Source organism: Lysobacter sp. Root983, from assembly GCF_001429345.1.
Classification (GTDB): domain Bacteria; phylum Pseudomonadota; class Gammaproteobacteria; order Xanthomonadales; family Xanthomonadaceae; genus Lysobacter.
Genome location: NZ_LMJO01000017.1, coordinates 337447 through 362838, shown reverse-complemented (window position 1 = coordinate 362838; position 25392 = coordinate 337447). Strand labels below are relative to the sequence as shown.

The window sequence follows — 25392 nt, the reverse complement described above, 5'->3', positions numbered from 1 at the left end:
GCTTCCGCCTGCTGCGCATGCGGGTCACTTTCTCTTGCTAGCCCAAGAGTCCGTCTGGATTCCCTTCGGTCAAAAGTAACCAAAGAGAAGGGCTAGCGGGACCAACCCTCCCCTGCGAGTTCGAGGCTTTCGCCGGGATTTTTCGAATGGACATCCTTGTCCATTCGAAAAACGGCGCGCGTCCTGCGCGCCGCCCTTCGGGTCCACGAGTGGCCGTGTGAGTGCGGTGCTTTTGGATTCCAATGCCGCGGCAACGGCAACGGCAACGGCAACGGCAACAGCAACAGCAACAGCAACAGCAACAGCAACGGCAACCGCAGCCGCAGCCGCAGCCGCAGCGATAGCGTCCCCTCTCCCGCTTGCGGGAGAGGGCTAGGGTGAGGGGAGTGCAGCGCCGAAGGCGCGAATGCCTTCGCGCTATGCCGGATACGAGGCGGTTACGGCTTGCCCAGGTCGATCCAGACCAGGTGATGGTCGCTGCCGTCGGCGATCGCCGCGTCGGCGCTTTCGCGCGCGGGCCAGAACACGCCCGTGTCGCGTACGTTCAAACCGCGCGAAGGCAGCACATAGTCCAAACGCAGGGTGCCGGACTTGGGGCCGAAGTCGCCGGTGTGGGTGGCGGTGTCGCCCTTGCGTGGGAAGCCGTAATCGGCCGCGCGCTGCGGGGCGCCGGCGCTGCGCGGCACGTGGCCGGCGTCGACGCGCGGGTGTTCGAGCAACTGCGCGATCGCGCCGCGCGCGCCGTCGCCGTCGACGGGGTCGGCGTTCATGTCGCCCAGGATCACGAACGCGGCGTCGGCGGCCAGGCCGCCGCACTGACCGCGGTCGTCGCACAGCCAGGGCTTCTCGCCGGCCGACAGGTACTCGGCCCACAGCCGCAGCTCGTCGTGGTTGCGCGCGCCGTTGCGGTCCTCGGGGCCATCGAATACCGGCGGCGTCGGGTGTGAGGCGAGAATGTGGATCGTGCCCTGCGGCGTGCGTACCGGAACGTCCCAATGCGACTTCGAGGACAGGCGCAGCTGCGACCAGATCGCGGGCGCATACCAGGACGCGCCGCTGGCGGGATCGCGCGGCTGGCGCGCGCCGGGCAGGGCGCTCCACTTCAGCCGCTGGAAGCTGCGCACCTGCGCGCTTTCGATCGGATAACGCGACAGCAGCAGCATGCCGTACTGGCCCGGGTGCAGGCCGTAGCCCCAGGCATCGTTGCCGCGCGCGCGGCCGTCGCCGCCGACGTGGCCGTCGTGGTCCAGGTCCAGGCCGCTGGGCACGCCGGTGTTGACCGGGGCGAAATAGCGATAGGCATAACGCAGCGGTTCGCCGCCGTGCTGGGCGACCTCGAGATAGCGCTGCTGGAACGCATCGGCGGCGCGGCCGTCGGCGTCGTAGTCGAATTCGTTGAGCAGGACCACGTCCGGGCGCACGCGCTGCAGCACGGCCGCGATCTTGCGCGCGCCGGCATCGTCGCCTTCCAGGCGCCGCAGCAGGCCGCCGTCGGCGTCGTCGTACAGCGAGGTGTTGTAGGTGGCGATGCGCAATCGCGCGGTCTGGCTCATGGGGCCGGCCTGCGCCGCTTTGGGGTCGCCGTGGACCTGGACGCGCACGCAGCCGGCGGCGAGGGCGGCGAGCAGGGCGAAGGGAATCAGCAGGAGGAATCGGTTGCGCATGGCGCGCATGATCGCATGCGTGCGTGCGCGATCGATGACAGGCGTCAACGAAAACGCCCCGGCGGACCGGGGCGTCGTTCGAAGCGTCGTGTCGGGTATTACAGCGCGCAGCCGTAGGCGCCGAGCGCGGTCTTCATCTGGTCCAGCGCGGTCTTGCAGGTGCTGGCCAGCGCGGCCTTGGAGGCCGGATTGGCGGCGGCCTGCTTCCACGCGGTGCGGCTGCTCTCCAGACCGGTCTGGAACATCGCGCGCTGGTCGGCCGGCACCTTGTCGGCCAAGCAGGTGTTGACCTTGCTCAGGTAGTCGTCGCACTCGGGGATGCCGACGCTGTCGGCGGCGGCGACCGCGGCCGGCGCGGTTTCAGCCGGAACCGAGGTGGCGGTGGGCGCGGCCATGTCGGTCGGCGCGGTTTCGGCCGGCGTCGAGGTGGCGGTGGCGGCGGCCGGATCGGTCGCGGCGTCGGCCGGCTTATCGGCCGGCTTGGTGCAGGCGGCCAGCGCCAGGGTGCAGGCGGCGGCCAGGATTAGAGCGGTGTGCTTCATCGAATATCCCCGTAATGAATGGTAGGCGGCGGCTCCATGCCGAACACAGTGCCGACTCGGTCGTGCGTAGACGACGGGCCACTAGGTACACGAGTCGGCGACGTTCTGTGTTAGCGCCTCGTAAAACCGGGTCGCGCCGGGCCGCCCGTTTGGCGCCGCGGAGGTCGCGGATCCGGGCGCGCGCGACGCCGGCGCGGCCCTCACATCGCGCAGCCGTAGCGTGCGTATTCGTCCTTGGCCTGCTCTTCGGCGATGGTGCAGGCCTGCGGCAGCGCGGCGCGGTGGACCGGGTTGGCCAGGGCCTCTTTCCAGGTGGCGTACTCCTGGGACACGCTCGCGCGCAGCGGCGTGCGCTGCGCTTCGGGCACTTTCTGGTTGATGCAGGCGGCGACCTTGGCCAGGTATTCGTCGCATTGCACGATGCCGATGGCGTTGTCGATCTTGCCGCCGCTGCCGCTCGCGGGCGAGCAGGCGGCGAGGGACAGGCAGGCGGCCGCGAGTGCGGCCAGGGACCAGGCGGGAGAGTTCATGACGATGGCTTCGCAGGGGTTCGTGGGGCGCGGGATCCGTCGCCGCGTCGCGCATCCGGTCGGCGTCGCGGTGCGCGCGCCGAATCCGAAATCCCTGCCTATGTAAAGGAACGCGATTACAGCTTGATGAAGTCGCGTATGTGCAGATCGCGCCACTCGTGGCCGTCGAAGCCTTCCAGCGGATGGAAGCGGCGCTTGTAGTCCATCTTCGGATGGCCGGCGATCCAGTAGCCCAGATACAGATGTTCGCGGCGTTCGCGCTTGGCCCATTCGAGCTGACGCAGGATCGCCAGCGTGCCCAGGCCGCGCTCGGCCAGGTCGGGATCGTAGAAGGTGTAGACCGCCGACAGCGCGGTATCGACCACGTCGGTCACCGCCACCGCGATCAGGCGGCGTTGCTCGCGCAGTTCCAGGAAACGGCCTTCGCTCCAGCTGCCGATCAGGAACTGGTCGAACTCGGCCGCGCCGTGGCCGTCCATGCCGCCGCCGGCATGGCGGGTGGACAGGTAGCGACGGTACAGCTCCAGGTGTTCCTCGCTGCGTTCGGCCGGGCGCACGCGCATCTCGACTTCGGCGTTGCGCGCCAGGCAGCGGCGCTGACTGCGATCGGGGCTGAAGCGATCGACCGGGATACGCACTGCGACGCAGGCGCGGCAGCCGGCGCAGTGCGGGCGATAGACGATATCGCCGGAGCGGCGGAAGCCCCAGCCCAACGCATGCGGGTACCAGGCGCGCAGGCGCGGATCGCGCGGGTCCAGCACCAGGTCGCGGGCGACGCGCTCCGGCCAATAGCCGCAGGCGTGCTCGCCGGTGTGGAACAGGCGCAGGTCCTCGCTGTCCGGCTGCGGTTGGGTGCCCATGGGGGCAGCATAGCGCCGTCCCAGCGCCGTGGCGCTAGCGCTGCGTTCACGTTTTCCGGCACGGGCGTGTCAACCGACCGCCGGCCTGGGCGTTGACCACTGCATCGGCGCCGCCCCGGGCGCCCTTGCAGGAGCCACCGCAATGAAACATTCCACCTTGCTGGTCGCCGCGCTGGCCGCGGCCGTCGCCGGTGCGGCCCTGGCCGCGCCGCAGGGCGAGGGCCCGGACCGCCCGCAGCGCCCCTCCCTGGACCGCAACAACGACGGTGCGATCGATCGCAGCGAGGCCGCGGCGATGCCGCGCCTGGCCGAGAAGTTCGACGCCCTCGACAAGAACGGCGACGGCCGCCTCAGCGCCGACGAGCGCCCCTCCCACCGCGGTCGCGGCGGCAAGGGCGGCCACGGCGGCCATGGCCGTCACGGCGGCATGGGCGGGCTGATCGGCGCCGACGCCGACGGCGACGGCCGCATCAGCCAGGCCGAGGCGGCCAAGCTGCCGAAGCTGGGCGAGAAGTTCGCCCAGATCGACGCCAACCGCGACGGCTACGTGGTGCGCAGCGAGCTGCGCAGCTACCACGAGCGCGAGCGCCCGCAGCGCGAGGCCGAGCGCGCCCAGCGTTTCGACCAGCACTTCGCGCAAGCCGACCTCAACCACGACGGCAAGCTCAGCAAGATCGAAGTCGGCGAGAAGATGCCGCGCCTGGCCAAGGCCTTCGCCTTCATGGACGAAGACCGCGACGGCTATCTGACCCGCGAGGATCTGCGGCCCAAGCCGCGTCGCTGATCGCTGGCCGGAGCCGCAAGCGTTTCACGTTGCACCCAGCAGTAGTAGCGAATGGAAGGATTGCCCCTCCAGATTCCCGTGCCGCGTCCCGCGGCACGGGTTTTTTTTGGTTTTTCGCCTAGCTAGGGCGAAGCGCCTTCCGGCGCGGCCGGGTCCAGGATCCGACCGGGCGCCTTACAGCCGCCCGGATTGGAGCAGGCCCACGATCAGGCCGCCCACGCCGCAACCCACGCCGATCACCACCCCGATCCAGGATTGGATGCGCTCGCAGCGGCGACGCCGCGCGGCCGCGATCGGATCGCGCGCGGCTTCCAGGGCGTGACGGCGGCGCAGGATGCGCGGCTGCGCCACCGCGGTCTGCCACAGGATCGCGACGATGAAGCCCAGCGTGGTCAGGCTGGGCAGCCACCAGCTGCCGAGGCCGCTATGCGCGATCAGCAGCAGCGCGACCACGAACGCGATCGAGACCAGGCCGCAGATCACCGCGCTGCGCACCAGCGCGTAGCGCTCGGCGTCGTCGATCGCGCCCTTAAGCTGCTTGCGCAGACCCAGGTAGATGCCCGCGAACGCCGCTACCACCGCGATGCCGATGCTGCCGGCCGCGCCCAGCACGATCTGGCCGAAGGTCTTGGCGCCGGCCGCGGCGCCGGCGCCGAGCAGGCCGGCCGCGGCGGCCGGCGGGCTGGCGATGGTGAGCGCGGTCGCGACCATGCTGGTGAAGGCCAGCGACGGCGCGCTGTCGACCGCGAAGCGGCCGAAACGCGCCAGCATCTCCTCGCGCACGCTGGCGCGCGCACGCGACAGGCGTTTGCGCACGGCGGCGTCGCTGAGGCCCAGCAGGGACGCGACCTGCTGCGAACTCTGGCCTTCGCGGTAATACAGCAGCAGCACTTCGCGGCTGTCGTCGGGCAGGGCCGAGATCAGTTCGGCGGCCATGGTCTGGCGTTCGTCGTCCAGCAAGCGCTCGCAGGGGTTGGGCTGCGGGTCGGCCGCGGCCTCGATCGCCGCCTCGACGTCGTCGACCCCGCGCGGCGCGCGCCGCTGGCTGCGCAGGTGGTCGCGGGCGAGGTTGCGGGTGATCTGGCGCAGCCAGGGCAGGAAGCTGGACGGGCTCTGCAGCCGGCGCAGGTTCTGCCAGGCGCTGAGGAAGGCTTCCTGGGCGATGTCCTCGCTGGCCGGCACGTCGCGCACGATCGCCAGCGCGATCGCGGTGACCGAGTTCTGGCAGGCGGCGACGATGCGCGAATACGCGGCGCGATCGCCGGCCGCGGCGGCGGGCAGGTCGGCATCGATGGCATCGATCAGACCGTCGGCGGCGGGGCTCGGGTGGGCGCTCAATGCAGGCAGCTCAGGCAGGCGGGCAGGGCGGCGACGGTCGGGTGGCCGTCGAGCGCGCCCAGGATAGCCAGTAGCGCGGCGATCGCGGCGGCGAGCAGCGGGCCCAGGACGTCGAGCAGTGCGGCGAGGACGAGGCAGGCGATGGAAACAGGGGACGAGGTCGTCATGGCGGGTCCGGGCGGAGATACCTGGACCGAGACGCGGGCGGGCGGGGAATGTGACCGGCGCAAAAGCAAATCTCCCTCGGTCCCCCTTTTTCAAAGGGGGAAGACCAGCGGGGCATGCGCCTGAGTCGTTTGCTGTCCCCTTTTGAAAAAGGGGGCTAGGGGGGATTTGCTTCCAACCGCCCTACATCGCCACGTGCTTGAGCGTCCGCACCACCTGCCACTGCCCGTCCACCGACTTCACTTCCAGCGTCTTGTACGAGGCCGACATGCGGTGGTGGTAGGCCTCGTACTCGATCTTGCCGGAGTCGCGGGTCTGCGGCCGGAACGCCTTGACGTCGACCAGCAGCGCCGGGTGTCCGGACGCGCGGTGCACGCTGCCTTGCTCCTCGTCGGGGATGCGCACGCACTCCGACAGCGGCGCCACGCGGCGGCCGCGCAGTTGCGCCTGCATGGCGTCGATCATGGCCTTGGACACGTCCTTGCCGTCGATCGACAGGCACAGGGTGTCGATCGGTGCGGCCTTGCTCAGCTCCTTCACGAACACCGCCGCCGCCAGCGGCTGCGGGATCGCCGCCACCGAACCGTCCAGCGGGTGCTGGGCCAGCGCCGATTCGGCCGGGTCTTCGCGCAGCGAATGCACGATCGCCAGCACCAGTACTAGCACGATGCCGCCGATCAGGGCCAGCTTGATCCGGAACGCGCGTTGCTGCGCCGGGTTGCGCGCGGGCGCGATCTGCTCCGGCGCGCGGAAGCTGATCGCCGAGTAGCCTTCGCCGCCGCGGGTGGAATCGATCAGGCCGGCCGCGCGCAGGATTTCGCGCGCGCGCACCTGATCCTCGGACTTCACCACCCACACCGCCGGCTTGGGCGAGTCGTTGTCGCTGTAGCTGAAGCCGCTGCGGCGGTTGCCCTTGTAGGAGCGGTTGTTGGTGACCCGCACTTCGATGTCGGCGTCGCGCAGCATCTGCGCCACCGACTCGACGTTTTCCAAACGCGCGCTCGAAAAGACCTGCCTCATGTCATTCCTTCGAGGGCACGTGCGCGGCCGCTGCGGCGTCCTGCACGACCCGGATCAGGCCTTCCTGCGCGGTGCTCGCGACCAGGCGGCCGTGGCGGTCGTAGATCTGCCCGCGCGCCAGCCCGCGCCCGCCCTGGGCGCTGGGGCTGTCGATCGAGTACAGCAGCCAGTCGTCGGCGCGGAACGGGCGGTGGAACCACAGCGCGTGATCCAGCGAAGCCATCTGCACATTGGGCTGGTAGTAGCTGATCCCGTGCGGGAAGGTGGCGGTGCCGAGCAGGTGGAAATCCGAAGCGTAGGCCAGCAGCGCGCGGTGTAGCTCGGGCGCATCGCCGACCGGCTCGCTGAGACGGAACCAGACCTGCTGGTAAGGCGGGCGCTTGGGCGGATTGAGCTCGTCGCGCGGATAGACGTGGCGGAACTCGAACGGGCCCTGGCGCGACAGCCAGCGCTGGATCTTGGTGGGCAGCGTGGCCATCACCTCCGGCGGTACCGCCGACGCCGGCGCGATGTCCTCGGGCTTGGGCACCTCCGGCATCGACAGCTGGTGTTCGCCGCCGTCCTCGTCCTTCTGGAACGAGGCGGCCAGGAAGAAGATCGGCTGGCCGTGCTGGATCGCGGTCACCCGCCGCACCGAGAAGCTGCCGCCATCGCGGGTGCGGTCGGCCTGATAGACGATCGGGGCCTCGATGTCGCCGGCCTTGAGGAAGTAGGCGTGCAGCGAGTGCGCGCTGCGCGGCGCCTCCAGGGTCGCCTGCGCGGCCGACAGGGCCTGGCCCAGGACCTGGCCGCCGAACACGTACTTGGTGCCGATGTCGCGGCTCTGGCCGCGGAACAGGTTGTCTTCCAGCCGCTCCAGCGACAGCAGTTCGATCAGTTCGGAGACGGGCGATGAAGTCATGGGGCGTGCGCGGCCGGGTCGGTACGGTCCGGAAGTATACGGCGCGTCCCGCTGGGCTCCGCGGGCGCCCAGCGGGCGTTAGGGCCGCGGCTCAGGCTTCGGGACGCAGCCGCTGCAAGCCGCAGGCGTCCAGCACCCGCGCCCACGGAAAGCGCGGGCCCGGGTCCAGCTTGCGCTGCACCTGCACGCTGGGATCGTCGCTGGCCTCGACCCGGGTGGTGTCCAGGTCCTCGTGGCCGGCGATCCAGCGCAGCGCGGGCAGCTGCGCGCGCAATTGCGCCAGCAGCGCGATCAGGGCCTCGATCTGGGCCTCGGTGTAGGGCTCGTCCATGGCCTGGTGGCGCGAGTCCAGCCAATGCGGGTAGCGGCCGGTGTTGACCAGCTCGATCCCGACCGAGCGCGGGTTGTAGCCGCGGGTGTGGTGGGCGACTCGCAGGGGCTCGACGTAGCGATGCAGGCTGCCGTCGCGATCGACGTAGTAATGGCCGCTGTTGCCGGTGCCCGAGGCCGGGTAGAGCACGCGCTCGCCGTACTCGCGCGCGGTCGCCAGGTCGGGCAACTCGGTGCAATGGATCACCACCAGGTCCACCGCCGCGGCCGCGCGCGCGTCCAGCAGGGCCTCGTAGGGCAGGGGTTCCACGCGCAGGGGCGGAAGGGGCGGCATGGGGGCGGATGCTAACATTCGCCTTCGCACCGGAGCCCGCCATGTCCCTGCCGCCCGCCGACTCCGCCCTAGGACGTCTGATGGCCCATCTGCCGCGCCCCGGCCGGGTGGAGTGGATCGGTTTGCGTCCCAAGCGCGATGTGCCGATGGAGCCGGTCGAAGCCGTGCTGGCCCAAGCCGGCCTGGGCCTGGTCGGCGACCGTTATGCCGGCGGCAGCGGCAAGCGCGGGGTCACCCTGATCCAGGCCGAGCACCTGCCGGCGATCGCCGCGTTGTCCGGCCGCGACGCGGTCGAGCCGGCCCTGCTGCGCCGTAACGTGGTGGTATCCGGGCTGCCGCTGGTGGCGCTCAAGGGCCGCCGCTTCCGCCTCGGCGAAGCGCTGCTGGAAGGCACCGAGGACTGCGACCCCTGCTCGCGCATGGAAGACGCGCTCGGCCCCGGCGGCTACAACGCGATGCGCGGCCACGGCGGCCTGTGCGCGCGCATCCTCGAAGGCGGACACATCCGGCGCGGCGACGCGTTGATCGTGCTTGCCGACTGAACTCCGCAGCGCCGTGCGACCGCCACCGTCCCGGCCCCTCACCGATACGCCACCCCGACACGCATGAGCACGCGCGGACACTGCATCCTTTCCCATGGCTTCGAGAGCGGCCCCGACGCGACCAAGGTCACCGCCCTGGCCGAGGCCGCGCAGCGCCTGGGCTGGAGCCACGAGCGCCCGGACTACACCGACCTGGACGCGCGCCGCGAGATCAGCGAACTCGGCGACGTGCCGCAGCGGTTGCAGCGCCTGCTCGCGCTGGCCCAGGCCGCCGCCCAGCGCGGCCCGCTGGTGCTGGCCGGCTCCAGCCTCGGCGCCTACATCTCGGGCCTGGTCTCGCTGCAGGTGCCGGTGGCCGGCCTGTTCCTGATGGCGCCGCCGGTGCGGATGGGGCCGGCGCCGCGCCTGGAAGCCGCGCGCGTGCCGACCACGATCGTGCACGGCTGGGACGACGAACTGATCCCCGCGCAGGAAGTGGTGGAGTGGGCCTGGTCGCGGCGCGCGCGCCTGCTGCTGGTCGACGACAGCCATCGCCTGGCCGCGCACGTCGACACCAGCGCCGACGCTTTCGCGCAATTGCTGCAACGCCTGTGACGGCCGCGCCGCCGCCACACGCGCCCTTGACCGTCGATGCGGATACTCCGTGCTCGTCGATGCTCACTCCGCTGTTCGCCATGCACACCAGGAAGTCTTCGTGAAGTTTTACGTCAGTTGCGGCAAGGGTCTGGAATATCTGTTGGCCGACGAGCTGGTCGCGCTGGGCTGCGCGCGCGCGACCGCCGCCCTGGCCGGCGCCAACGCCGAAGGCGAACTGCGCGACGCCCAGCGCGCGGTGCTGTGGTCGCGCATGGCCAGCCGCGTGCTGTGGCCGATCGCCGAGTTCGACTGCCCCGACGAGCACGCGCTGTACGCCGGCGTGGCCGCGATCGATTGGCCGCAGCATCTGGACGCGACCAACACGCTGGCCGTCGACGCGCACGTTTCCGGCACCGCGATCACCCATGCGCGCTACGCCGCGCAGCGGGTCAAGGACGCGGTGGTGGACGTGATGCGCGCGCGCACCGGCGCGCGCCCCGACGTGGACGTGGACGCGCCCGACCTGCGCCTCAACTTGGTGATCCGCAAGAACCGCGCGATCGTCTCGATCGATCTGGGCGGCGGCTCGCTGCACCGCCGCGGCTGGCGCCTCAAGCAGGGCGAAGCGCCCTTGAAGGAAAACCTCGCCGCCGCGGTGCTGATGCGCGGCGGTTGGCCGCGCGTGTACGCCGAGGGCGGCGCCCTGATCGACCCGATGTGCGGCAGCGGCACCTTGTTGATCGAAGGCGCGCTGATGGCCGCCGACGTCGCGCCGGGCCTGCTGCGCCACGATGGTTTGGCGCCCACGCGCTGGCGTGGTTTCGACCGCGCCGCCTGGCAGGAACTGTGCGAGCAGGCGCGCGTGCGCGAAGACGCCGGCCGCGCCGCGCTGCGGCCGGTGTTCCAGGGCAGCGACCTCGACCCGCATGCGATCCGCGCCGCGCGCGACAACGAAGTCATGGCCGGCCTGGCCGGGGTGATCCGCTGGCAGGTCGCTGCGGTCGAGCAACTGCAGGAGCTGCCCGCGCCGATGGCCATCGAATCGGCCGAGGGCGAGCCTGTCGCCGCGACCGGCCTGGCGGTTTGCAATCCGCCCTACGACGCGCGTCTGGCCGCCGATCCCGCGCTGTATCGCGCGCTGGGCAATACCCTCAAGCGCCTGGCGCCGCAGTGGCGCGCCAGCCTGCTGTGCGGCGACGCCGAGCTGGCCCAGGCCACCGGCCTGCGCGCCAGCAAGAAGTACCAGCTGTTCAACGGCGCGATCGAATGCACCCTGATCGTGTGCGACCCGATCGCGCCGCGTGCGCGCGCGGACAGCGCGCCGGACGCACCGCCGCCGGTCTTGTCCGAAGGCGCGCAGATGGTCGCCAACCGCCTGCGCAAAAACCTGCACAAGCTCAAGCGCTGGCGCGAGCGCGAAGGGGTCAGCTGCTACCGCGCCTACGACGCCGACCTACCCGAGTACGCGGCCGCGATCGACGTCTACGCCAGCGACGAGCCCGAACCGCAGCTGCACCTGCACGTGCAGGAATACGCCGCACCGGCCACGATCCCCGAAGCCGACCAGCGCCGCCGCCTCAACGAACTGATGGCGGCCGCGCGCGAGGCTTTCGCGGTACCGCGCGAGCGCATCGCCCTCAAGACCCGCGCGCGCGGCAAGGGCGGCAGCAAGTACGGCCGCTTCGACCAGCGCGGCGAAGTCCTGGTGGTGCGCGAGGGCGCGGCCAAGCTGCGCGTGAACCTGCACGACTACCTCGACACCGGCCTGTTCCTCGATCACCGGCCGATGCGCCTGCGCATCGCCGAGGAGGCGCGCGGCCGGCGCTTCCTCAACCTGTTCGGCTACACCGGCGCGGCGAGCGTGCACGCGGCGGTCGGCGGTGCGGTGCAGACCACCACCGTCGATCTGTCGGCCACCTACCTGCAATGGTGCGCCGACAACCTGCGCGAGAACGGCATCGGCGGCGCCGACCATCGCCTGGTCCAGGCCGACGCGGTGGCCTGGCTGGAGGCCGACCGTGGCCGCTACGACCTGATCTTCTGCGACCCGCCGACCTTCTCCAATTCCGCGCGCGCCGACGACTTCGATCTCCAGCGCGAGCACGTCCGCCTGCTGCGCGCTGCGGTCGCGCGCCTGGCCGACAACGGCGTGCTGTACTTCTCCAACAACTTCCGTCGCTTCCGCCTCGACCAGGAGGCGATCGCCGAATTCGCCGACTGCCGCGAGATCAGCGCCGAGACCATCCCGCCCGACTTCGCCCGCGACGCGCGAATCCATCGCTGCTGGCGGCTGCAGCCGCTGTGAAGGACGAAGCCTTGAAAACGCGCAAGCCCGGTACCTGGACCTTCTTTCGCCAGTGGTTGAAGAACCCGCTGCGCACCGCCGCGGTCGCGCCCTCCAGCCCCGAGCTGGCCGCGGCGATGATCGCCGAGCTGCCCGACGACGCGCGCCGGGTGATCGAGCTGGGCGGCGGCACCGGCGCGATCACGCGCGCGCTGCTCGCGGCCGGCATCGCCGACCGCGATCTGCTGGTACTGGAGCTCAACGAGGAGTTGCACGCGCATCTGCATCTGCGCTTTCCGCAGGTGCAGGTATTGCTGGGCGACGCGCGATCGCTGCCGGAGCTAGCGCACGCGAACGGCTATCTCGACCAGGGGCCGGCGGATGCGATCGTATCCGGGCTGGGGCTGCTGACGATGCCGCCGCAGTTGCAGCGCAGTCTGTTGGCGGCAGCGTTCGAGTGTCTGCGGGCAGACGGCACCTTCGTGCAGTTCACCTACGGGCCGGCGGCGCCGGTGGCCGATGCGGTGATGCGCGAGTTGGGGCTGCAGGTGCGGCGCGGCGAGTTTGTGTTGCGCAATGTGCCGCCGGCGACGGTGTATGTGTATACGCGCAAGGCGTAGGGACGTGTGGTTTCGCTGCCGCGCTTGAGGGGCGGCGCCGTCTGATTCGGTGGGCGGCAGGTCTTTCGCGGTTGGGCGGAGGCCTTGGGTAGGAGCGGCGCGAGCCGCGACCGTGAGCTCCGGCTATTGCGTTGGCTGGTGTCCTTGTTGAGATTCGGATCGCTTTCTAGCTCCTAGCTCCTGGCTCCTGGCTCCCTCCTTTGGAAAAGGAGGGTTGGGGAGGATTTGCTTTTGCTTTGCTGTCGCCTCTTCTGACCGAAGGTCAACGGCTTCCGCCTGCTGCGCATGCGGGTCACTTTCTCTTGCTAACCCAAGAGAAAGTAACCAAAGAGAAGGGTTAGCGTGACCAACCCTCCCTTGCGAGCGCGTTGCGTGCGCCGAGATTTTTCGAATGGACATCCCTGTCCATTCGAAAAACGGCGCGCGTCCTGCGCGCCGCCCTTCGGGTCTACGGTTGGTCGTGTGAGTGCGGTGCTTTTGGACTTCAATGCCACGACCACGACCACGACCACGACCACGGCCACGGCAACCGCAACCGCAACCGCAACCGCAACCGCATCCGCATCCGCATCCGCATCCGCATCCGCATCCGCTGCGACTGCAGGCGCGATGCGTGACTGGTGAAACGTGAGTGCGAATAACAATTGCAAATGGTGACTATGGCCATGGCGGTTTGAACGCTGGTGCCGCTGCCGTGTCATAGCCGGGTGTGCGGCCCCTGCGCCAATCTCGCTACATCAGGCTGATTGTTCCAAATTTGTAATAGATACTCCTGCGCTTAAGTGCTTCGTTCTGTTTTTGCAGTGCCATCCTATGCCCCAACGCCAATACGGCGAGCGAGACAGGAGAGAGGAGCATGTCCACCACCACCACCCACGACCTGGCCCCGCGCTATGCGCGCGTCGGGCGCAAGCTGCGTGGTCAGCCGACTTCGGATGGCGCCGGTGTGCGCCTGACCCGGGTGATCGGCGGGGCCGAGTTGCCGGATCTGGATCCGTTCCTGCTGCTGGACGAGTTCGGCACCGATCGCGCCGAGGACTACATCGCCGGTTTTCCGGAGCATCCGCATCGCGGCTTCGAGACGGTGACCTACATGCTCGACGGGCGCATGCGTCATAAGGACAACCACGGCAACGAGGGCGTGCTGGTGCCCGGCAGCGTGCAGTGGATGACCGCCGGCCGCGGCCTGGTGCATTCGGAGATGCCCGAGCAGCAGGAGGGCCGCATGCGCGGTTTCCAGCTGTGGGTGAACCTGCCGGCGCGCGAGAAGATGACCGAGCCCAAGTACCAGGAGTTCGCGCCCGAGCGCATCGTCGCGCTGCAACCGGCCGATGGCGTGCAGCTGAAGCTGATCGCCGGTGCGATCGGCGATCTGCGCGGTCCGATCGCGCAGCCGGCGACCGATCCGGTCTATATCGACGTCGCCCTCGCGGCTGGCGCCAGCTGGGAGTACGACCTGCCCGAAGGCCACAACGTGTTCGTCTACGTGTACGAGGGCGGGGTGGAGATCGGCGACGGTGAGGACGCGCGCGCGGTCGATGCGCAGGAGTTGGCGGTGCTGTCCGGCGGCCAGCGCCTCAAGTTGCGCGACCTCGGCCGCGACAGCCGCTTGATTCTGGTCGGCGGGCGCCCGCTGCGCGAGCCGGTCGCGCGCTACGGCCCGTTCGTGATGAACACCAAGCAGGAAGTGATGCAGGCCTTCGTCGATTTCCAGGAAGGCAAGTTCTAAACCCGGGCATCGAAGCCGACGCCCACGACGGGGCCGCGCAGTGCGCGGCCCCGTTCGTTTTTGGCGCCGATCAGGACCCGAGCAAGGACTGATGCGCGCCGACGCCGGCCAGGGTGCCGGCCGCGACCGCCAGGCTGACGCTGGCCATCGCGCTGGCGGCGTCGCCGGCCGCGTACACGCCGGCCACCGTGGTGCGCTTGAACTCGTCCACGCGCAGCAGCGGCCCCCACGGGCCTTCCTCGTACTCGCAGCCCAGTTGCTCGGCCAGGGTGTCGACCGGGCGCGTGCTCGGCGCCACGAACAGGCCGGCCAGCGCCAGTTCGCGGCCGTCTTCCAGGCGCACGCCGCTGAGTCCGTCGTCCGGTCCCAATACCTCGACCACGCGGCTGCGTTCGATCGCGACGCCGCGCGCGGCCAGGCGCTGCGCCTGTTCGGCATCGGGCTCGAACGCGCCCTGGCTGAAGTAGGTGGTCGGGCCCCAGTCGGGCACCAGCAGGGCCTGATGCAGCGAGGTGGCCTGGGTCGCGAGCACACCCAGCGGCGCGCGTTCGAACTCGTAGCCGTGGCAGTAGGGGCAATGCACCACGCTGCGGCCCCAGCGTTCGCGCAGGCCGGGGATCGCCGGCAGTTCGTCGGCGACGCCGGTGGCCAGGATCAATCGGCGCGCGCTCACGCTGCGTCCATCGGACAGGCCGAGCACGAAGTCCTCGCCGTGCGCGCGCGCCTGTTGCGCGTGTCCCTGCAGCAATTCGACGCTGGGATAGGTCGCGAGCTGATGGCTGGCCTCCTCCAGCATCTCCGACGGGGCCCAGCCGTCCATGCCGAAGAAGCCGTGCGAATGCGCGGCATAGCGGTTGCGCGGGCGGCCGGCGTCGATCACCAGCACGCGTCGGCGCGCGCGTGCCAGCGGCATCGCGGCGGCCAGGCCGGCATAGCTGCCGCCTACGACGATGACTTCGTACTGCATGGTCCTGCTCCTGAGCTGGGCGACCGCGCCCGTCGACGCAGGAGGCGTCGCGAGCCTGACGGTCAATACGTATCAATTGAAGTTACGTTTTAACACCCGCGCCGACCATGACGCAACTTCATGTGTTACATGATGTCCGCGACTGTTAAGCTGGGCCCGGACGACCACCCGCGAGCGCGCCGGATGAGAAACGACAACCGCCTGTCGCGCATGCTGCATGTGCTGATCCACATGGCCCAGCATCCGGCGCCGATCGCTTCCGAGCTGATCGCCGGCATCCTCAACACCAACGCGGTGGTGGTGCGCCGGACCATGGCCGGGCTGCGCGAGGGCGGCTACGTGCGATCGGTGAAGGGGCGCGGCGGCGGCTGGACCCTGGCCCAGCCGCTGGAGCGGATCAGCCTGCTCGACGTTTATCGCGCGATCGGCGAACCGCCGGTGTTCGCGCTGGGCCTGTCCGACGATCACCCGCGCTGCCTGGTCGAGCAGGGCGTGAACGCGGCCTTGCGCGGTGCCCTGGACGAAGCGCGCGAGCAACTGCTGGCGCGTTTCGCCGCGACCACGCTGGACGCGATCGCGAGCGAGTACGAAGCGCGCATGCAGGGCCGCAAGACGCCGCGCCCGTGGTGGGAGCGCTGATCGACGCGCGCGCTTGGCCGGCGCGCGCGGCCAGCCGCGTTAGCTAGCTACGGCGCGTTTCATCGGACGAATCCGCCGATGGGCATCACGCGCCGGCGCGGCCGTCCGGTCGCGCCGTATCCGTGCGAAGGAGTGCAGTCATGCCCGGGATCGATCCCAACAAGTTCGTCATCGTCGCCAGTTTCGTATCGCCCGGCGTGAGCCAGGGCGCGGGCGGCTTCGCCATCGTCGGCGGCAAGATCGTCAAGATTCCGCCGCGCGGCATCAAGCTGCTGCAGGCCAGCTACCAGATGCTCGACGCCGCCGAGAGCGCCGGCAACCGCAAGCTGGCCGCGACCTTGCAGCAGGCCGCGCTGGACGCGGCCGAGGAAGCGGTGAAGCAGAAGGCGGCACGCTGAGGCGCCATGACGAAAAGGCCGCGCCCCACGCTCGACGGGGGCGTGGGACGCGGCCTCTCGTGGCTCGCGAAACGGGTTGCGGCGATGCGCCGCGCGCGTGGGCTCAGTCCTTGTCGAACCAGCGGTAGATCACGCCGCCGAGCAGGCCGCCCAGGATCGGCGCCAGCCAGAACAGCCACAACTGCGAGATCGCCTGCGAGCCCGCGAACAGGCCCACGCCGGTCGAACGCGCCGGATTCACCGAGGTGTTGGTGACCGGGATGCTGATCAGGTGGATCAGGGTCAGGGCCAGGCCGATCGCGATCGGCGCGAAGCCGGCCGGCGCGCGCTTGTGGGTGGCGCCCAGGATCACGATCAGGAACATCGCGGTCATCACCACTTCGCACAGGAACGCAGCCGCGACCGAATAGCCGCCCGGCGAATGCGAGCCGTAGCCGTTGCTGGCGAAGGCGCCGGCGGCGTTGGGATCGACCGAGAACTCGGGATTGCCGGCCGCGATCTGCCACAGCACGAAACCGGCGAGCAGGCCGCCCAGCACCTGGGCGACGATGTAGGGCAGCAGGTCCTTGCCGGCGAAGCGTCCGCCCGCCCACAGCCCGAAGCTCACCGCCGGATTGAAGTGGCCGCCGGAGATATGCCCCAGCGCGTAGGCGCCGGTTAGCACGGTCAGGCCGAAGGCCAGGGCCACGCCCAGGAAGCCGATGCCGAGCGGATTGCCGACCCCGCCGAAGTTGGCCGCGAGCACCGCGCTGCCGCAACCGCCGAGTACCAGCCAGAACGTACCGATGAATTCGGCGCCGAGTCGTTTGATCATGATCTTCCTCCTGGAATGACGGATCGGGAGCTTCGGGATGGTCGTGTCACGCACCGGCGCGCACGCGCCTGCGCACACGGTACGCCGCGCGCGCTCGCGAGCAAAGGGGAACGGTGCGAGGACGGCGAGGGCGGATCGAGACCGCCATCGCCGTCATCGGATCACTTGCTGCTCAGTCGGGCCGAAGGAAATCGCAGCCCCTGGGTCAGGCCCAGCACCTCGCCGAGCTTGTCGGGCGATGCGGCCTGCAGCCAGATATGGGCGACCCGGCCGTCGCCGAGATCGAGCAGGGTTTCGCGCACCTGCACGTCGGGCTTGCCGGCGAGTTCGCCGCGGTACCAATACATGGGTTTGCCGTCGATGTTGCCGGCCTCGGCGCGATCGCCGCGCTTAGGCGTGAACGGCGATTTGTTCGAGATGTACATGCCGAACGCTTGGCTGCCGTCTGCGCGTAGGGCGAGGCAGACATCCGAGCCGGCGCTAGGTTTGTGGTCCCAGATCAGTTGCGTGGAAGGCGGCAACTGCGGGCATCCATCCTGTTGTTGAGCCTGTGCGCTTCCTGCGTACAGGAGCCCGACGAGCACGGGCAGGATCGACATGCGGCATGCCGGCATTTTCACGACTGGTTCCCCCTTGAGGTCTGGACGATAAAACGTGACCTGCGTCAGAACATAAGGCAGTTCTGAGGGATTGACAAATCCTGTGGTTTCGGCTGCAGCTGAATAGGCGGGTGCGCGCCTCCGCCGCGCCTGCAGGGGGCCAAGTCGGCCGGCCGGACTCAGCGCTCGGGCAGGGGGATGAACTCGTCGTCGCCCGGGACCTGGCCGAAACGGCCCTCCAGCCAGTCCTGCTTGGCCTGCTCGATGCGCTCGCGCGAGCTGGACACGAAGTTCCACCACAGGTGGCGCGGGCCGTCGAGGGGCTCGCCGCCCAGCAGCATGGCCTTGAGCGGGGTCTTGGCGCGCAGCTGCGGGCGCGTGCCAGGGTCCAGCACCACCAGGTGCTTTTCGGGGATATCGGCGCCATCCAGCTGGGCCTCGCCTTCGAGCAGGTAGAGCGCGCGTTCGGCGTGGCTGTCCTCGATCGCCAGCTCGGCGTCGGGGTCCAGGTCGATGGCGACGTACAGGGTGTCGCTGAACACCTTGACCGGCGACTCCTCGCCGTAGCCGCGGCCGGCGACCACGCGCAACCAGGCGCCGTCGCGGCGCAACTGCGGCAGCGTCGCCGCGCCATGGTGGTGGAAGGCCGGCGCGGTCTCCTCGAACGAACGCGGCAGCGCCACCCAGGTCTGCATGCCGTGCAGCGGATGCTCGCCCGCGCGCAGCGCCTGCGGGGTGCGTTCGGAGTGGGCGATGCCGCGACCGGCGGTCATCCAGTTCACGTCGCCGGGATTGATGTCCTGCACGCTGCCCAGGGTGTCGCGGTGGCCGATGCTGCCCGACCACAGGAAGGTGACCGTGGCCAGGCCGATGTGCGGATGCGGACGCACGTCGATGCCGTGACCGGGTTCGAACACGGCCGGGCCCATGTGATCGACGAACACGAACGGTCCGACCGAACGGGCCTGGATCGAAGGCACGGCGCGGCGGACCTGGAAACCGCCGAGGTCGTGGACGCGGGGGGCGACGATCGTGCTCATGGCGTGGCTCTCTGGCTGCGCGAATTCGAGGTCGCTAGCTTGTCACGGCGCCCGCTGCGCGAGCGCGCCTTGCGCGCAACGGCGTGTTGCGGCGTCGGGCCTTGGGCGCCGCGCCGCCCGCGCGGACTCAGGGCGTGGCGGCGATCTTGAGCGTGGCCGCCGGCGCGTCGCCGGGCGCCAGCGAGGTCAGCTCGATGGTCCAGGCGCCGGCGGTCAGCACGGTCGCGCGCTCGGTGTTGAAGTTCAGCGCCTGCGTGGCGCCCGACGCGGGCGCGAATTCGAAGTTCACGTCGGCGTCGCCGGCGCGGATGCATTGCACGTTCGGCGGGCAGCGCGAGTCGTTGCTCACGCCGATATAGCGCAGCTGCGAGCGATCGGCCAGGGCGATGCGCTCGCCCGGCTTGAGGGTGGCGCTGCGCTCGCCGCCATCGGAGGGGCCGGTGCCAGGGCCGCTGGCGCAGGCGGACAGGGCGGTCAGCGACAGCAGGGCGGCGAACAGACGGCTCATGGCGACGGCCTCGATGCGGGAGCCCCGGATCGTAACCGACGCCGGCGCGCGCGCCGCGACGCGGCGTTCACCGCGCGGCGGCGGGACGCTCGCGCAGCTGCCGTGCCTGCGCGCGGTGGGCGCGCTTGGAGCGCCAGCCCAGGATCAATGCGCCCAGCGCGATCACCGGCGCCGGTGCGACCGACAGGGCCAGCACGCGTTGCGCGTAGCGGGCGTGCGCGACCGGCTCGGGCATCGCCGCCAACTGCGAATCGACGAAGGTGACCTGGGCCCAGAACACGAAGGCCAGGGTCGCCAAGGCCAGCGCGGTCAGACCGATCAAGCGCGGCAGGAAGGCCTCGGGCCCGGCGCCGAGCAGGCCGCGCGCGAAATGGACGCCGAGGGTGTAGGTGCCGGCGTAGGCCAGCAATGCGGTCACGAACAGCACGCCTTGCATCGTGGGGACTCCTTGTCCCGTTGAGCGTCAGGTACCGAGCTTAGGCGAGCGCGTGCGCGCGCGGCCATGAGACGCGGGCCGCAGCGCCGAAGCGTGGCGCGGCTGCGCCCAGCCGGTGTCCGGTTCGGCGCCGCCGCTGCGTTGCGCCTTGTCCTTCAGCCGCGGTCGCGGCGCGAGGCCAGGCGGTCGGCCAGACGCGTCGGTTCGGGCAGGCGATAGCCGCGCAGGCAGTGCAGGGTCAGGGCCAGCGCGCTGGCCATCGACACCCGATGGCCGGGCGAGACGATCAGCGGCCGGCAGCGCGGCTTGCTGCGCAGGACCTGGCCGATGGTGCGGCCGCGATACAGCAGTGGCGCGCAGTCGCCGCGCTGCGGTCCGGGCTCGTCGTGGCGGCCGGCCAGCACCTTCTTGGCCACGCCGATGCTGGGCAGGCCGGTGGCGACGCCGAAGTGCGCGGCGATGCCCAGCCCGCGCGGGTGGGCGATGCCGTGGCCGTCGACGAAGGCCAGGTCCGGCGCCTCGCCCAAAGCCTCCAGCGCGGCCAGCAAGGCCGGCAATTCGCGAAAGCTCAGCAGGCCGGGCACATAGGGCATGCGGGTCGGAATGCGCGCGACTTCCTGCCGCAGCGGCTGCAGGCTGTCGGCGTCCAGCAACACGACCGCCGCGCGCGTGATCGCGCCTTCCTCCTCGAAGCCGACGTCGAAACCGGCGATGCGTCGCAAGGGCGTGGGGAAGTCGTCTTCCAGCACCAGCTCGCGCGCCAGGGTTTCCTGCAGGGCGCGCGCGGCCGCGACGTCGCCGTCCCAGGCCGGCAGCGCGGCCTGCGCCATCAGTAGCGGGTCTCGCTCAGGCTGGCGCGGCCCTGGGCGTCGAATACGATCGCGATGCGGCGGTCGAACTCGTTCTCTGCCATCGGCGCGACCGTGCAGCCGCACAACGCCGCGGCGATCTCCGGCACGGTGTTGCTGTGGCCGACCACCAGCACCGTGCCCAGCGGATGCCGAGCGCGCAGTTGCGCGGCGAACTCGGCGGCCGGCTGCTTGGCGTCGTAGACGGTCACCGCCATCGCATGCGCGCTGGCGGTCGGCGCGGCGGTGTTGCGGGTGCGTTTGTAGTCGGTGGCGTAGACGGCGAACACGTCCTTGCCGCTCAGGCTGTCGGCCAGGCGCTGCGCGCGCGCCTGGCCGTCCGGGCTGAGGTTGGGATCGCGCGGATCGTCGGCGGCCTTCTCGGCGTGGCGCACCAGCACGAATTCGAGCGCGGTGGCGGTGCGCGGCGGCGCGCTTGCGCAGCCGGCCAACACGCATAGCGCCAGCAGCATCGACATCGCTTTCGAGAAAGGCATGCGCGGGGTCCTCAAGCGTCCAAGCGTTGCGCGCCGGCGCGCGCGATCTCGCCGTCCTGGGCCGAGGGCGCGCCGGATACGCCGATCGCGCCCAGGATCTGGCCCTGGTGTTGCAAGCGCACGCCGCCTTCCAGCGGCAACGCCTGCGGCAGGCCGAGTACGACGGTGTGGCCCTGGGCCAGCAGTTCCTGGTGGAACACGGTGTCGCGGCGGTAGTTGACCGCGTGCTCGGCCTTGCGGATCGCGACCTCGACGCTGGCGTTGGGGGTGCCGTCCATGCGCCGGAACAGCAGCAGGCGGCCGGCGTCGTCGACGATCGCGATGCTCACCGCATGCCCGCCCGCGCGCGCCTGTGTTTGCGCGGCCTGGGCGATGCCTTCGGCGGCGGCCAGGGTGAGCGTGGTGCGGGTGGACAGCAGCTCTTTCATCGGCGGTGCGTGGCGAGTGCGGAAGGGCATCGCATCGTACGCCGGAATGGCGGCGGCTAGGGGCCGCGCTTGCGTTGCGAGTGTCGTGGCGTGTGGTGGGGCGATGGTGCGGTTCGCCTTTGGCTCACCACACCCTACGGGGGGCGTGGGGTGTGGTGGTAATCGCACCGGCGTTGAGTGCGGTGCATGGCGATGGTGCGGTTCGCCTTTGGCTCACCACACCCTACGAGGGGCGTAGGGTGTGGTGGTCACCGCACAGGCGTTGAGTGCGGTGCGTGGGCGATGGTGCGGTTCGCCTTGGCTCGCCGCGCCCTACGCTCAGGCCGCCTGTCGCAGCACCGTCAGCAAACCCTTGGCCGCGGCCAGGCGTGCGGGCGCGTCGGGCAGGTCCAGCTTGATCTTGAGTTTGTCGGCGCCGTCCATCTGATACAGCTTGGACTGCGTCTGGATCAGGCGGATCACCGCCATCGGATCCACGTTCGGCTTTTCGACGAACTGGACCCGGCCGCCCTTCTCGCCCAGGTCGAGTTTGCGGATGCCCAGCTCGGTCGCGGCCAGCTTGAGCTCGGCGACCGCGAATAGATGCTTGGCCGCGTCCGGCAGCAGGCCGAAGCGGTCGATCATCTCCACCTGCAGTTCGCGCAGCTGGTCGACGTCGCGCGCGCCGCTGACGCGCTTGTACAGGGTCAGGCGGGTGTGCACGTCGGGCAGGTAGTCGTCCGGAATCAGCGCCGGGATGTGCAGCTCGACCTCGGCGCCGCGCGCTTCGGTCGCGTCCACGTCGGGCAACTTGCCCTGGCGGATCGAACGCACCGCGCGTTCCAGCAGTTCGGTGTAGAGGCTGAAGCCGACTTCCGCCATCTGCCCGCTCTGGTCCTCGCCCAGCAGCTCGCCGGCGCCGCGGATCTCCAGGTCGTGGGTGGCCAGGGTGAAGCCGGCGCCCAGTTCGTCCATCGCCGCGATCGCGTCCAGGCGCTTGCGCGCATCGGCGGTGATCGAGCGCTTGTCCGGCACCACCAGATACGCATAGGCGCGGTGATGCGAGCGGCCGACGCGGCCGCGCAGCTGGTGCAGCTGGGCCAGGCCGAACTTGTCGGCGCGGTTCATGATGATGGTGTTGGCGTTGGGGATGTCGATGCCCGACTCGATGATGGTCGAGGCCAGCAGCACGTTGAAGCGCTGCTTGTGGAAATCCAGCATCACCCGTTCCAGCTCGCGCTCGGCCATCTGGCCGTGGGCGATGCCGATGCGCGCCTCCGGCACCAGCTCCTGCAGCTGGCGCTGCATGCGGCCGATGCTTTCGACGTCGTTGTGCAGGAAGTAGACCTGGCCGCCGCGCGCGAGCTCGCGCTGGAAGGCCTCGCGCAGCTGGGCGTCGTCCCAGGGCACCACGAAGGTCTGCACCGCCAATCGGTGCGCGGGCGGGGTGGCGATGATGCTCAGGTCGCGCAGGCCGGCCATGGCCATATTGAGCGTGCGCGGAATCGGCGTGGCGGTCAGGGTCAGCAGGTGCACGTTGGCGCGCAGCGCCTTCAGCGCTTCCTTCTGGCGCACGCCGAAACGTTGCTCCTCGTCCACGATCACCAGGCCCAGGTCGGGGAAGCGCACGTCCGGCTGCAGCAGGCGGTGGGTGCCGACGATCACGTCGATCTTGCCCTCGGCCAGCTTCTCCAGTTCGGACTTGATCTCCTTGGCGGTCTTGAAGCGCGACAGCACTTCCACGCGCAGCGGCCAGTCGGCGAAGCGGTCGCGGAAGTTGCGGTAGTGCTGTTCAGCCAACAGCGTGGTCGGCACCAGTACCGCGACCTGCTTGCCGGCCGCGGCGGCGACGAAGGCCGCGCGCACCGCGACCTCGGTCTTGCCGAAGCCGACGTCGCCGCAGACCACGCGGTCCATGGGCTGGCTGCTGCCCAGGTCGCGGATCACCGCCTCGATCGCGGCGTGCTGGTCCGGGGTTTCCTCGAACGGGAACGCGGCCGCGAACGGCTCGTACATCACCCGGTCCAGGTCCAGCGCGAGGCCGGCGCGGGCCTGGCGCTTGGCCTGGATTTCCAGCAGTTCGGCGGCGACGTCGCGGACCTTCTCGGCGGCCTTCTTCTTGGCCTTGCTCCATTGCTCGCCGCCCAGCGAATGCAGCGGCGCGGTTTCGACCGAGGCACCCGAGTAACGGCTGATCAGGTGCAACTGCGCGACCGGCACGTACAGACGGTCGCCCTTGGCGTATTCGATCTCGAGGTATTCGCCGGGCTGACCGCCGGCTTCCAGCACGATCAGGCCGCGGTAACGGCCGACGCCGTGGTCCTCGTGCACGATCGGCGCGCCCTCGGACAACTCGCCCAGGTCGCGGATGATCGCTTCGGGTTCGCGCCCGACGCGCTTGCGCCGGCGCGGCTGCGAGGCGCGTTCGGGGAACAGCTGGCGTTCGGTCAGCGCGGCCAGCGCCGGATCGGTCAGGGCGAAGCCGTCGTCCAGCGGCGCCACCGCGATGGCGAAACGCGCATCGCCGGCGGCGAACGCGCTCCAGTCGCTCAGCACCTGTGGACGCAGCTCGGCGGCCTGCAGCAGTTCCAGCAGGGCTTCGCGGCGGCCGGCGCTGTCGGCGGCGATCAGCACGCGGCCGCGATAGCTGCCCAGGAACGACTTCAGCGCCTGCGCGGGCGCCGCATCCTTGGCCGCCAACGGCAGCGCCGGCGCCGGCTGGTCGCCCAGCGCGAGCGCGCGCTCGCGCTGCGGATGGCCTTCGCCGCAGACCTCGACGCGCTCGCCCTGGTTGAGGCGTTCGCGCAGCGCGTCCGGCGACAGATACAGCGTGTCGGGCGGCAGCAGCGGCCGTTCCAGATCGTGGCGACGCTGTTCGTAGCGCTCACCGGTGTTGATCCAGAACTGTTCGGCCGCTTCCAGCACGCCTTCGCCCAGCACCGGCAGCGCGCTCGCGCCGAGGTAGTCGAACAAGGTGGCGGTTTCGTTGAAGAACAGCGGCAGGTAGTACTCGATTCCCGAGGGCGCGATGCCGGCCTTCAAGTCCTGGTACAGGCCGCTGCGGCGCGTATCCAGATCGAAGCGGTCGCGCAGCGCGTCCAGCGCGCGCTTGAGCGAGGCCTCGTCCAGCGGCACTTCGCGGCCGGGCAGCAGGCGCACCGCGTCGAACTTGTCCAGCGAACGCTGCGACTCCGGATCGAAGGCGCGGATGGTCTCGATCTCGTCGTCCAGCAGCTCGACCCGGAACGGCGTGTCCGCGCCCATCGGATAGACGTCGAGCAGGCCGCCGCGCACCGCGAAGTCGCCCGGGTCCAGCACCTGCGGCACGTTGCGGTAGCCGGCCGATTCCAGGCGGCGCTTTTCCGCGTCCATGTCCAGGCGTTGACCGACGCGCACGTCGAAACTGCCGCCGACCACATGCTTCAGCGGCGCCAGGCGTTGCAGCAGGGTCTGCACCGGTACCACCACGATCCCGCGTCGCAGGTTGGGCAGGCGATGCAGCGCGGCCAGGCGCTGCGAGACGATGTCCGGGTGCGGGCTGAACTGGTCGTAGGGCAGGGTTTCCCAGTCCGGGAACGGCAGCACCGGCAGTTCGTCGTCGCCGCCCAGTAGGGTGCGCAGGTCGGATTCCAACTGGTGCGCGGCGTGGTTGTCGCGCGCGATCGCGAGCAGCGGGCCGGCATGGGCGGCCGCCGCGGCGGCCAGGTGGAAGGCCAGCGCCGAGGGCGACACCGGCGCGCGCCACCAGGCGCGTTGTTGGCCGGCCTTGGGCAGCGGCGGAGCGGGGAACGGGAACTTGGGCATCGGGTTCGGCGGACGCTGGATCGATGAGGACGGAGGGCGAGGGCGCTCGTCGCGGCGGCAGGCCAAAACGAGTGCAGCGCCGGCAGCCTTCGCCGCCAGCGCAATGGGCGCCGAGTGTACGCGAGGGCGGTGAGCGGCCCGTGCGTATTCGGGGGATTTTCTTGTACGCGGCCGGCGTCGCAGAGCGTGAGACGGGCGAGCGCAGGCGCTGTCGTG

General features: G+C 70.3%; 27 protein-coding genes. 8 read left to right on the top strand and 19 right to left on the bottom strand.

Annotated elements, in window-relative coordinates; all coding sequences use genetic code 11:
- Positions 1–437: 437 nt before the first annotated feature.
- The 4 genes from ASE43_RS17440 to ASE43_RS17425 form a co-directional block, all read right to left on the bottom strand.
- Positions 438–1664: an endonuclease/exonuclease/phosphatase family protein gene (locus ASE43_RS17440; RefSeq protein ID WP_057161515.1), complete on the bottom strand. Its 1227-nt coding sequence runs from the start codon at positions 1662–1664 to the stop codon at positions 438–440.
- A 98-nt stretch (positions 1665–1762) separates the two neighbouring features.
- Positions 1763–2206 (bottom strand): hypothetical protein, encoded by a 444-nt coding sequence (locus ASE43_RS17435; RefSeq protein WP_056173109.1) that lies wholly within the window; start codon positions 2204–2206, stop codon positions 1763–1765.
- 200 nt (positions 2207–2406) lie between these two features.
- The gene (locus ASE43_RS17430; protein WP_057161350.1) at positions 2407–2736 is read right to left on the bottom strand and encodes a hypothetical protein; all 330 of its coding nucleotides are present in this window, start codon (positions 2734–2736) and stop codon (positions 2407–2409) included.
- Positions 2737–2852: 116 nt separating this feature from the next.
- Entirely contained in the window at positions 2853–3596 is a 744-nt protein-coding gene (locus ASE43_RS17425; protein WP_057161349.1) for an arginyltransferase, read from the bottom strand.
- Between the two features lie 142 nt (positions 3597–3738).
- Here ASE43_RS17425 and ASE43_RS17420 point away from each other — a divergent pair, with 142 nt between their 5' ends.
- On the top strand, positions 3739–4380 hold the full coding sequence (locus tag ASE43_RS17420) for an EF-hand domain-containing protein (protein WP_056173118.1): 642 nt from the start codon (positions 3739–3741) through the stop codon (positions 4378–4380).
- 174 nt (positions 4381–4554) lie between these two features.
- Here ASE43_RS17420 and ASE43_RS22930 read toward each other — a convergent pair whose 3' ends face one another.
- The 5 genes from ASE43_RS22930 to ASE43_RS17400 form a co-directional block, all read right to left on the bottom strand.
- Positions 4555–5685 carry a sigma-70 family RNA polymerase sigma factor gene (locus tag ASE43_RS22930; protein WP_157500087.1) on the bottom strand — a complete coding sequence of 377 codons (1131 nt, stop codon included), beginning with the start codon at positions 5683–5685 and terminating at the stop codon, positions 4555–4557.
- Between the two features lie 29 nt (positions 5686–5714).
- The gene (locus tag ASE43_RS21945; protein ID WP_157489213.1) at positions 5715–5885 is read right to left on the bottom strand and encodes a hypothetical protein; all 171 of its coding nucleotides are present in this window, start codon (positions 5883–5885) and stop codon (positions 5715–5717) included.
- A 181-nt stretch (positions 5886–6066) separates the two neighbouring features.
- Entirely contained in the window at positions 6067–6903 is an 837-nt protein-coding gene (locus ASE43_RS17410; protein WP_057161347.1) for a hypothetical protein, read from the bottom strand.
- A gap of 1 nt (position 6904) precedes the next feature.
- Positions 6905–7804 carry an acyl-CoA thioesterase II gene (tesB, locus tag ASE43_RS17405; RefSeq protein WP_056173128.1) on the bottom strand — a complete coding sequence of 300 codons (900 nt, stop codon included), beginning with the start codon at positions 7802–7804 and terminating at the stop codon, positions 6905–6907.
- 91 nt (positions 7805–7895) lie between these two features.
- Positions 7896–8468: an N-acetylmuramoyl-L-alanine amidase gene (locus ASE43_RS17400; protein WP_056173132.1), complete on the bottom strand. Its 573-nt coding sequence runs from the start codon at positions 8466–8468 to the stop codon at positions 7896–7898.
- Positions 8469–8509: 41 nt separating this feature from the next.
- Between ASE43_RS17400 and ASE43_RS17395 the strand changes: the two genes are divergently transcribed.
- From ASE43_RS17395 to ASE43_RS17375, 5 genes are all read left to right on the top strand, one after another.
- Positions 8510–9010, top strand: coding sequence for an MOSC domain-containing protein (locus ASE43_RS17395; RefSeq protein WP_057161346.1), 501 nt, complete (start codon positions 8510–8512; stop codon positions 9008–9010).
- Between the two features lie 63 nt (positions 9011–9073).
- Complete coding sequence (locus tag ASE43_RS17390) at positions 9074–9604, top strand: alpha/beta family hydrolase (RefSeq protein WP_057161345.1); 531 nt, start codon at positions 9074–9076, stop codon at positions 9602–9604.
- Between the two features lie 100 nt (positions 9605–9704).
- The gene (gene rlmKL / locus ASE43_RS17385; protein WP_057161344.1) at positions 9705–11891 is read left to right on the top strand and encodes a bifunctional 23S rRNA (guanine(2069)-N(7))-methyltransferase RlmK/23S rRNA (guanine(2445)-N(2))-methyltransferase RlmL; all 2187 of its coding nucleotides are present in this window, start codon (positions 9705–9707) and stop codon (positions 11889–11891) included.
- Positions 11892–11902: 11 nt separating this feature from the next.
- Complete coding sequence (locus ASE43_RS17380; protein WP_200943925.1) at positions 11903–12490, top strand: methyltransferase domain-containing protein; 588 nt, start codon at positions 11903–11905, stop codon at positions 12488–12490.
- An 856-nt stretch (positions 12491–13346) separates the two neighbouring features.
- Entirely contained in the window at positions 13347–14219 is an 873-nt protein-coding gene (locus tag ASE43_RS17375; RefSeq protein WP_057161343.1) for a pirin family protein, read from the top strand.
- A gap of 70 nt (positions 14220–14289) precedes the next feature.
- Here the strand turns inward: ASE43_RS17375 and ASE43_RS17370 are convergent, their stop codons facing one another.
- On the bottom strand, positions 14290–15186 hold the full coding sequence (locus ASE43_RS17370) for an NAD(P)/FAD-dependent oxidoreductase (protein ID WP_057161342.1): 897 nt from the start codon (positions 15184–15186) through the stop codon (positions 14290–14292).
- Between the two features lie 183 nt (positions 15187–15369).
- Between ASE43_RS17370 and ASE43_RS17365 the strand changes: the two genes are divergently transcribed.
- The gene (locus ASE43_RS17365) at positions 15370–15825 is read left to right on the top strand and encodes an Rrf2 family transcriptional regulator (RefSeq protein ID WP_057161341.1); all 456 of its coding nucleotides are present in this window, start codon (positions 15370–15372) and stop codon (positions 15823–15825) included.
- 140 nt (positions 15826–15965) lie between these two features.
- Entirely contained in the window at positions 15966–16223 is a 258-nt protein-coding gene (locus tag ASE43_RS17360) for a hypothetical protein (protein WP_057161340.1), read from the top strand.
- A gap of 103 nt (positions 16224–16326) precedes the next feature.
- Here ASE43_RS17360 and aqpZ read toward each other — a convergent pair whose 3' ends face one another.
- The 9 genes from aqpZ to mfd form a co-directional block, all read right to left on the bottom strand.
- Positions 16327–17037 (bottom strand): aquaporin Z, encoded by a 711-nt coding sequence (gene aqpZ, locus ASE43_RS17355; protein ID WP_056173160.1) that lies wholly within the window; start codon positions 17035–17037, stop codon positions 16327–16329.
- A gap of 161 nt (positions 17038–17198) precedes the next feature.
- Complete coding sequence (locus ASE43_RS21940; protein ID WP_157498898.1) at positions 17199–17636, bottom strand: hypothetical protein; 438 nt, start codon at positions 17634–17636, stop codon at positions 17199–17201.
- A gap of 179 nt (positions 17637–17815) precedes the next feature.
- On the bottom strand, positions 17816–18676 hold the full coding sequence (locus ASE43_RS17345) for a pirin family protein (RefSeq protein WP_057161339.1): 861 nt from the start codon (positions 18674–18676) through the stop codon (positions 17816–17818).
- A gap of 127 nt (positions 18677–18803) precedes the next feature.
- On the bottom strand, positions 18804–19184 hold the full coding sequence (locus tag ASE43_RS17340; protein WP_056173170.1) for a hypothetical protein: 381 nt from the start codon (positions 19182–19184) through the stop codon (positions 18804–18806).
- Between the two features lie 67 nt (positions 19185–19251).
- Positions 19252–19620 carry a hypothetical protein gene (locus tag ASE43_RS17335; protein ID WP_057161338.1) on the bottom strand — a complete coding sequence of 123 codons (369 nt, stop codon included), beginning with the start codon at positions 19618–19620 and terminating at the stop codon, positions 19252–19254.
- 155 nt (positions 19621–19775) lie between these two features.
- Positions 19776–20450, bottom strand: coding sequence for a deoxyribonuclease V (gene nfi / locus ASE43_RS17330; RefSeq protein WP_056173176.1), 675 nt, complete (start codon positions 20448–20450; stop codon positions 19776–19778).
- On the bottom strand, positions 20450–20965 hold the full coding sequence (locus ASE43_RS17325; protein ID WP_056173180.1) for a phosphoglycerate mutase family protein: 516 nt from the start codon (positions 20963–20965) through the stop codon (positions 20450–20452). The genes nfi and ASE43_RS17325 overlap by 1 nt, the downstream gene beginning before the upstream one ends.
- A gap of 11 nt (positions 20966–20976) precedes the next feature.
- The gene (locus ASE43_RS17320; RefSeq protein ID WP_056173183.1) at positions 20977–21393 is read right to left on the bottom strand and encodes a heme-binding protein; all 417 of its coding nucleotides are present in this window, start codon (positions 21391–21393) and stop codon (positions 20977–20979) included.
- Between the two features lie 318 nt (positions 21394–21711).
- The gene (gene mfd, locus ASE43_RS17315; protein WP_057161337.1) at positions 21712–25176 is read right to left on the bottom strand and encodes a transcription-repair coupling factor; all 3465 of its coding nucleotides are present in this window, start codon (positions 25174–25176) and stop codon (positions 21712–21714) included.
- Positions 25177–25392: the final 216 nt, after the last annotated feature.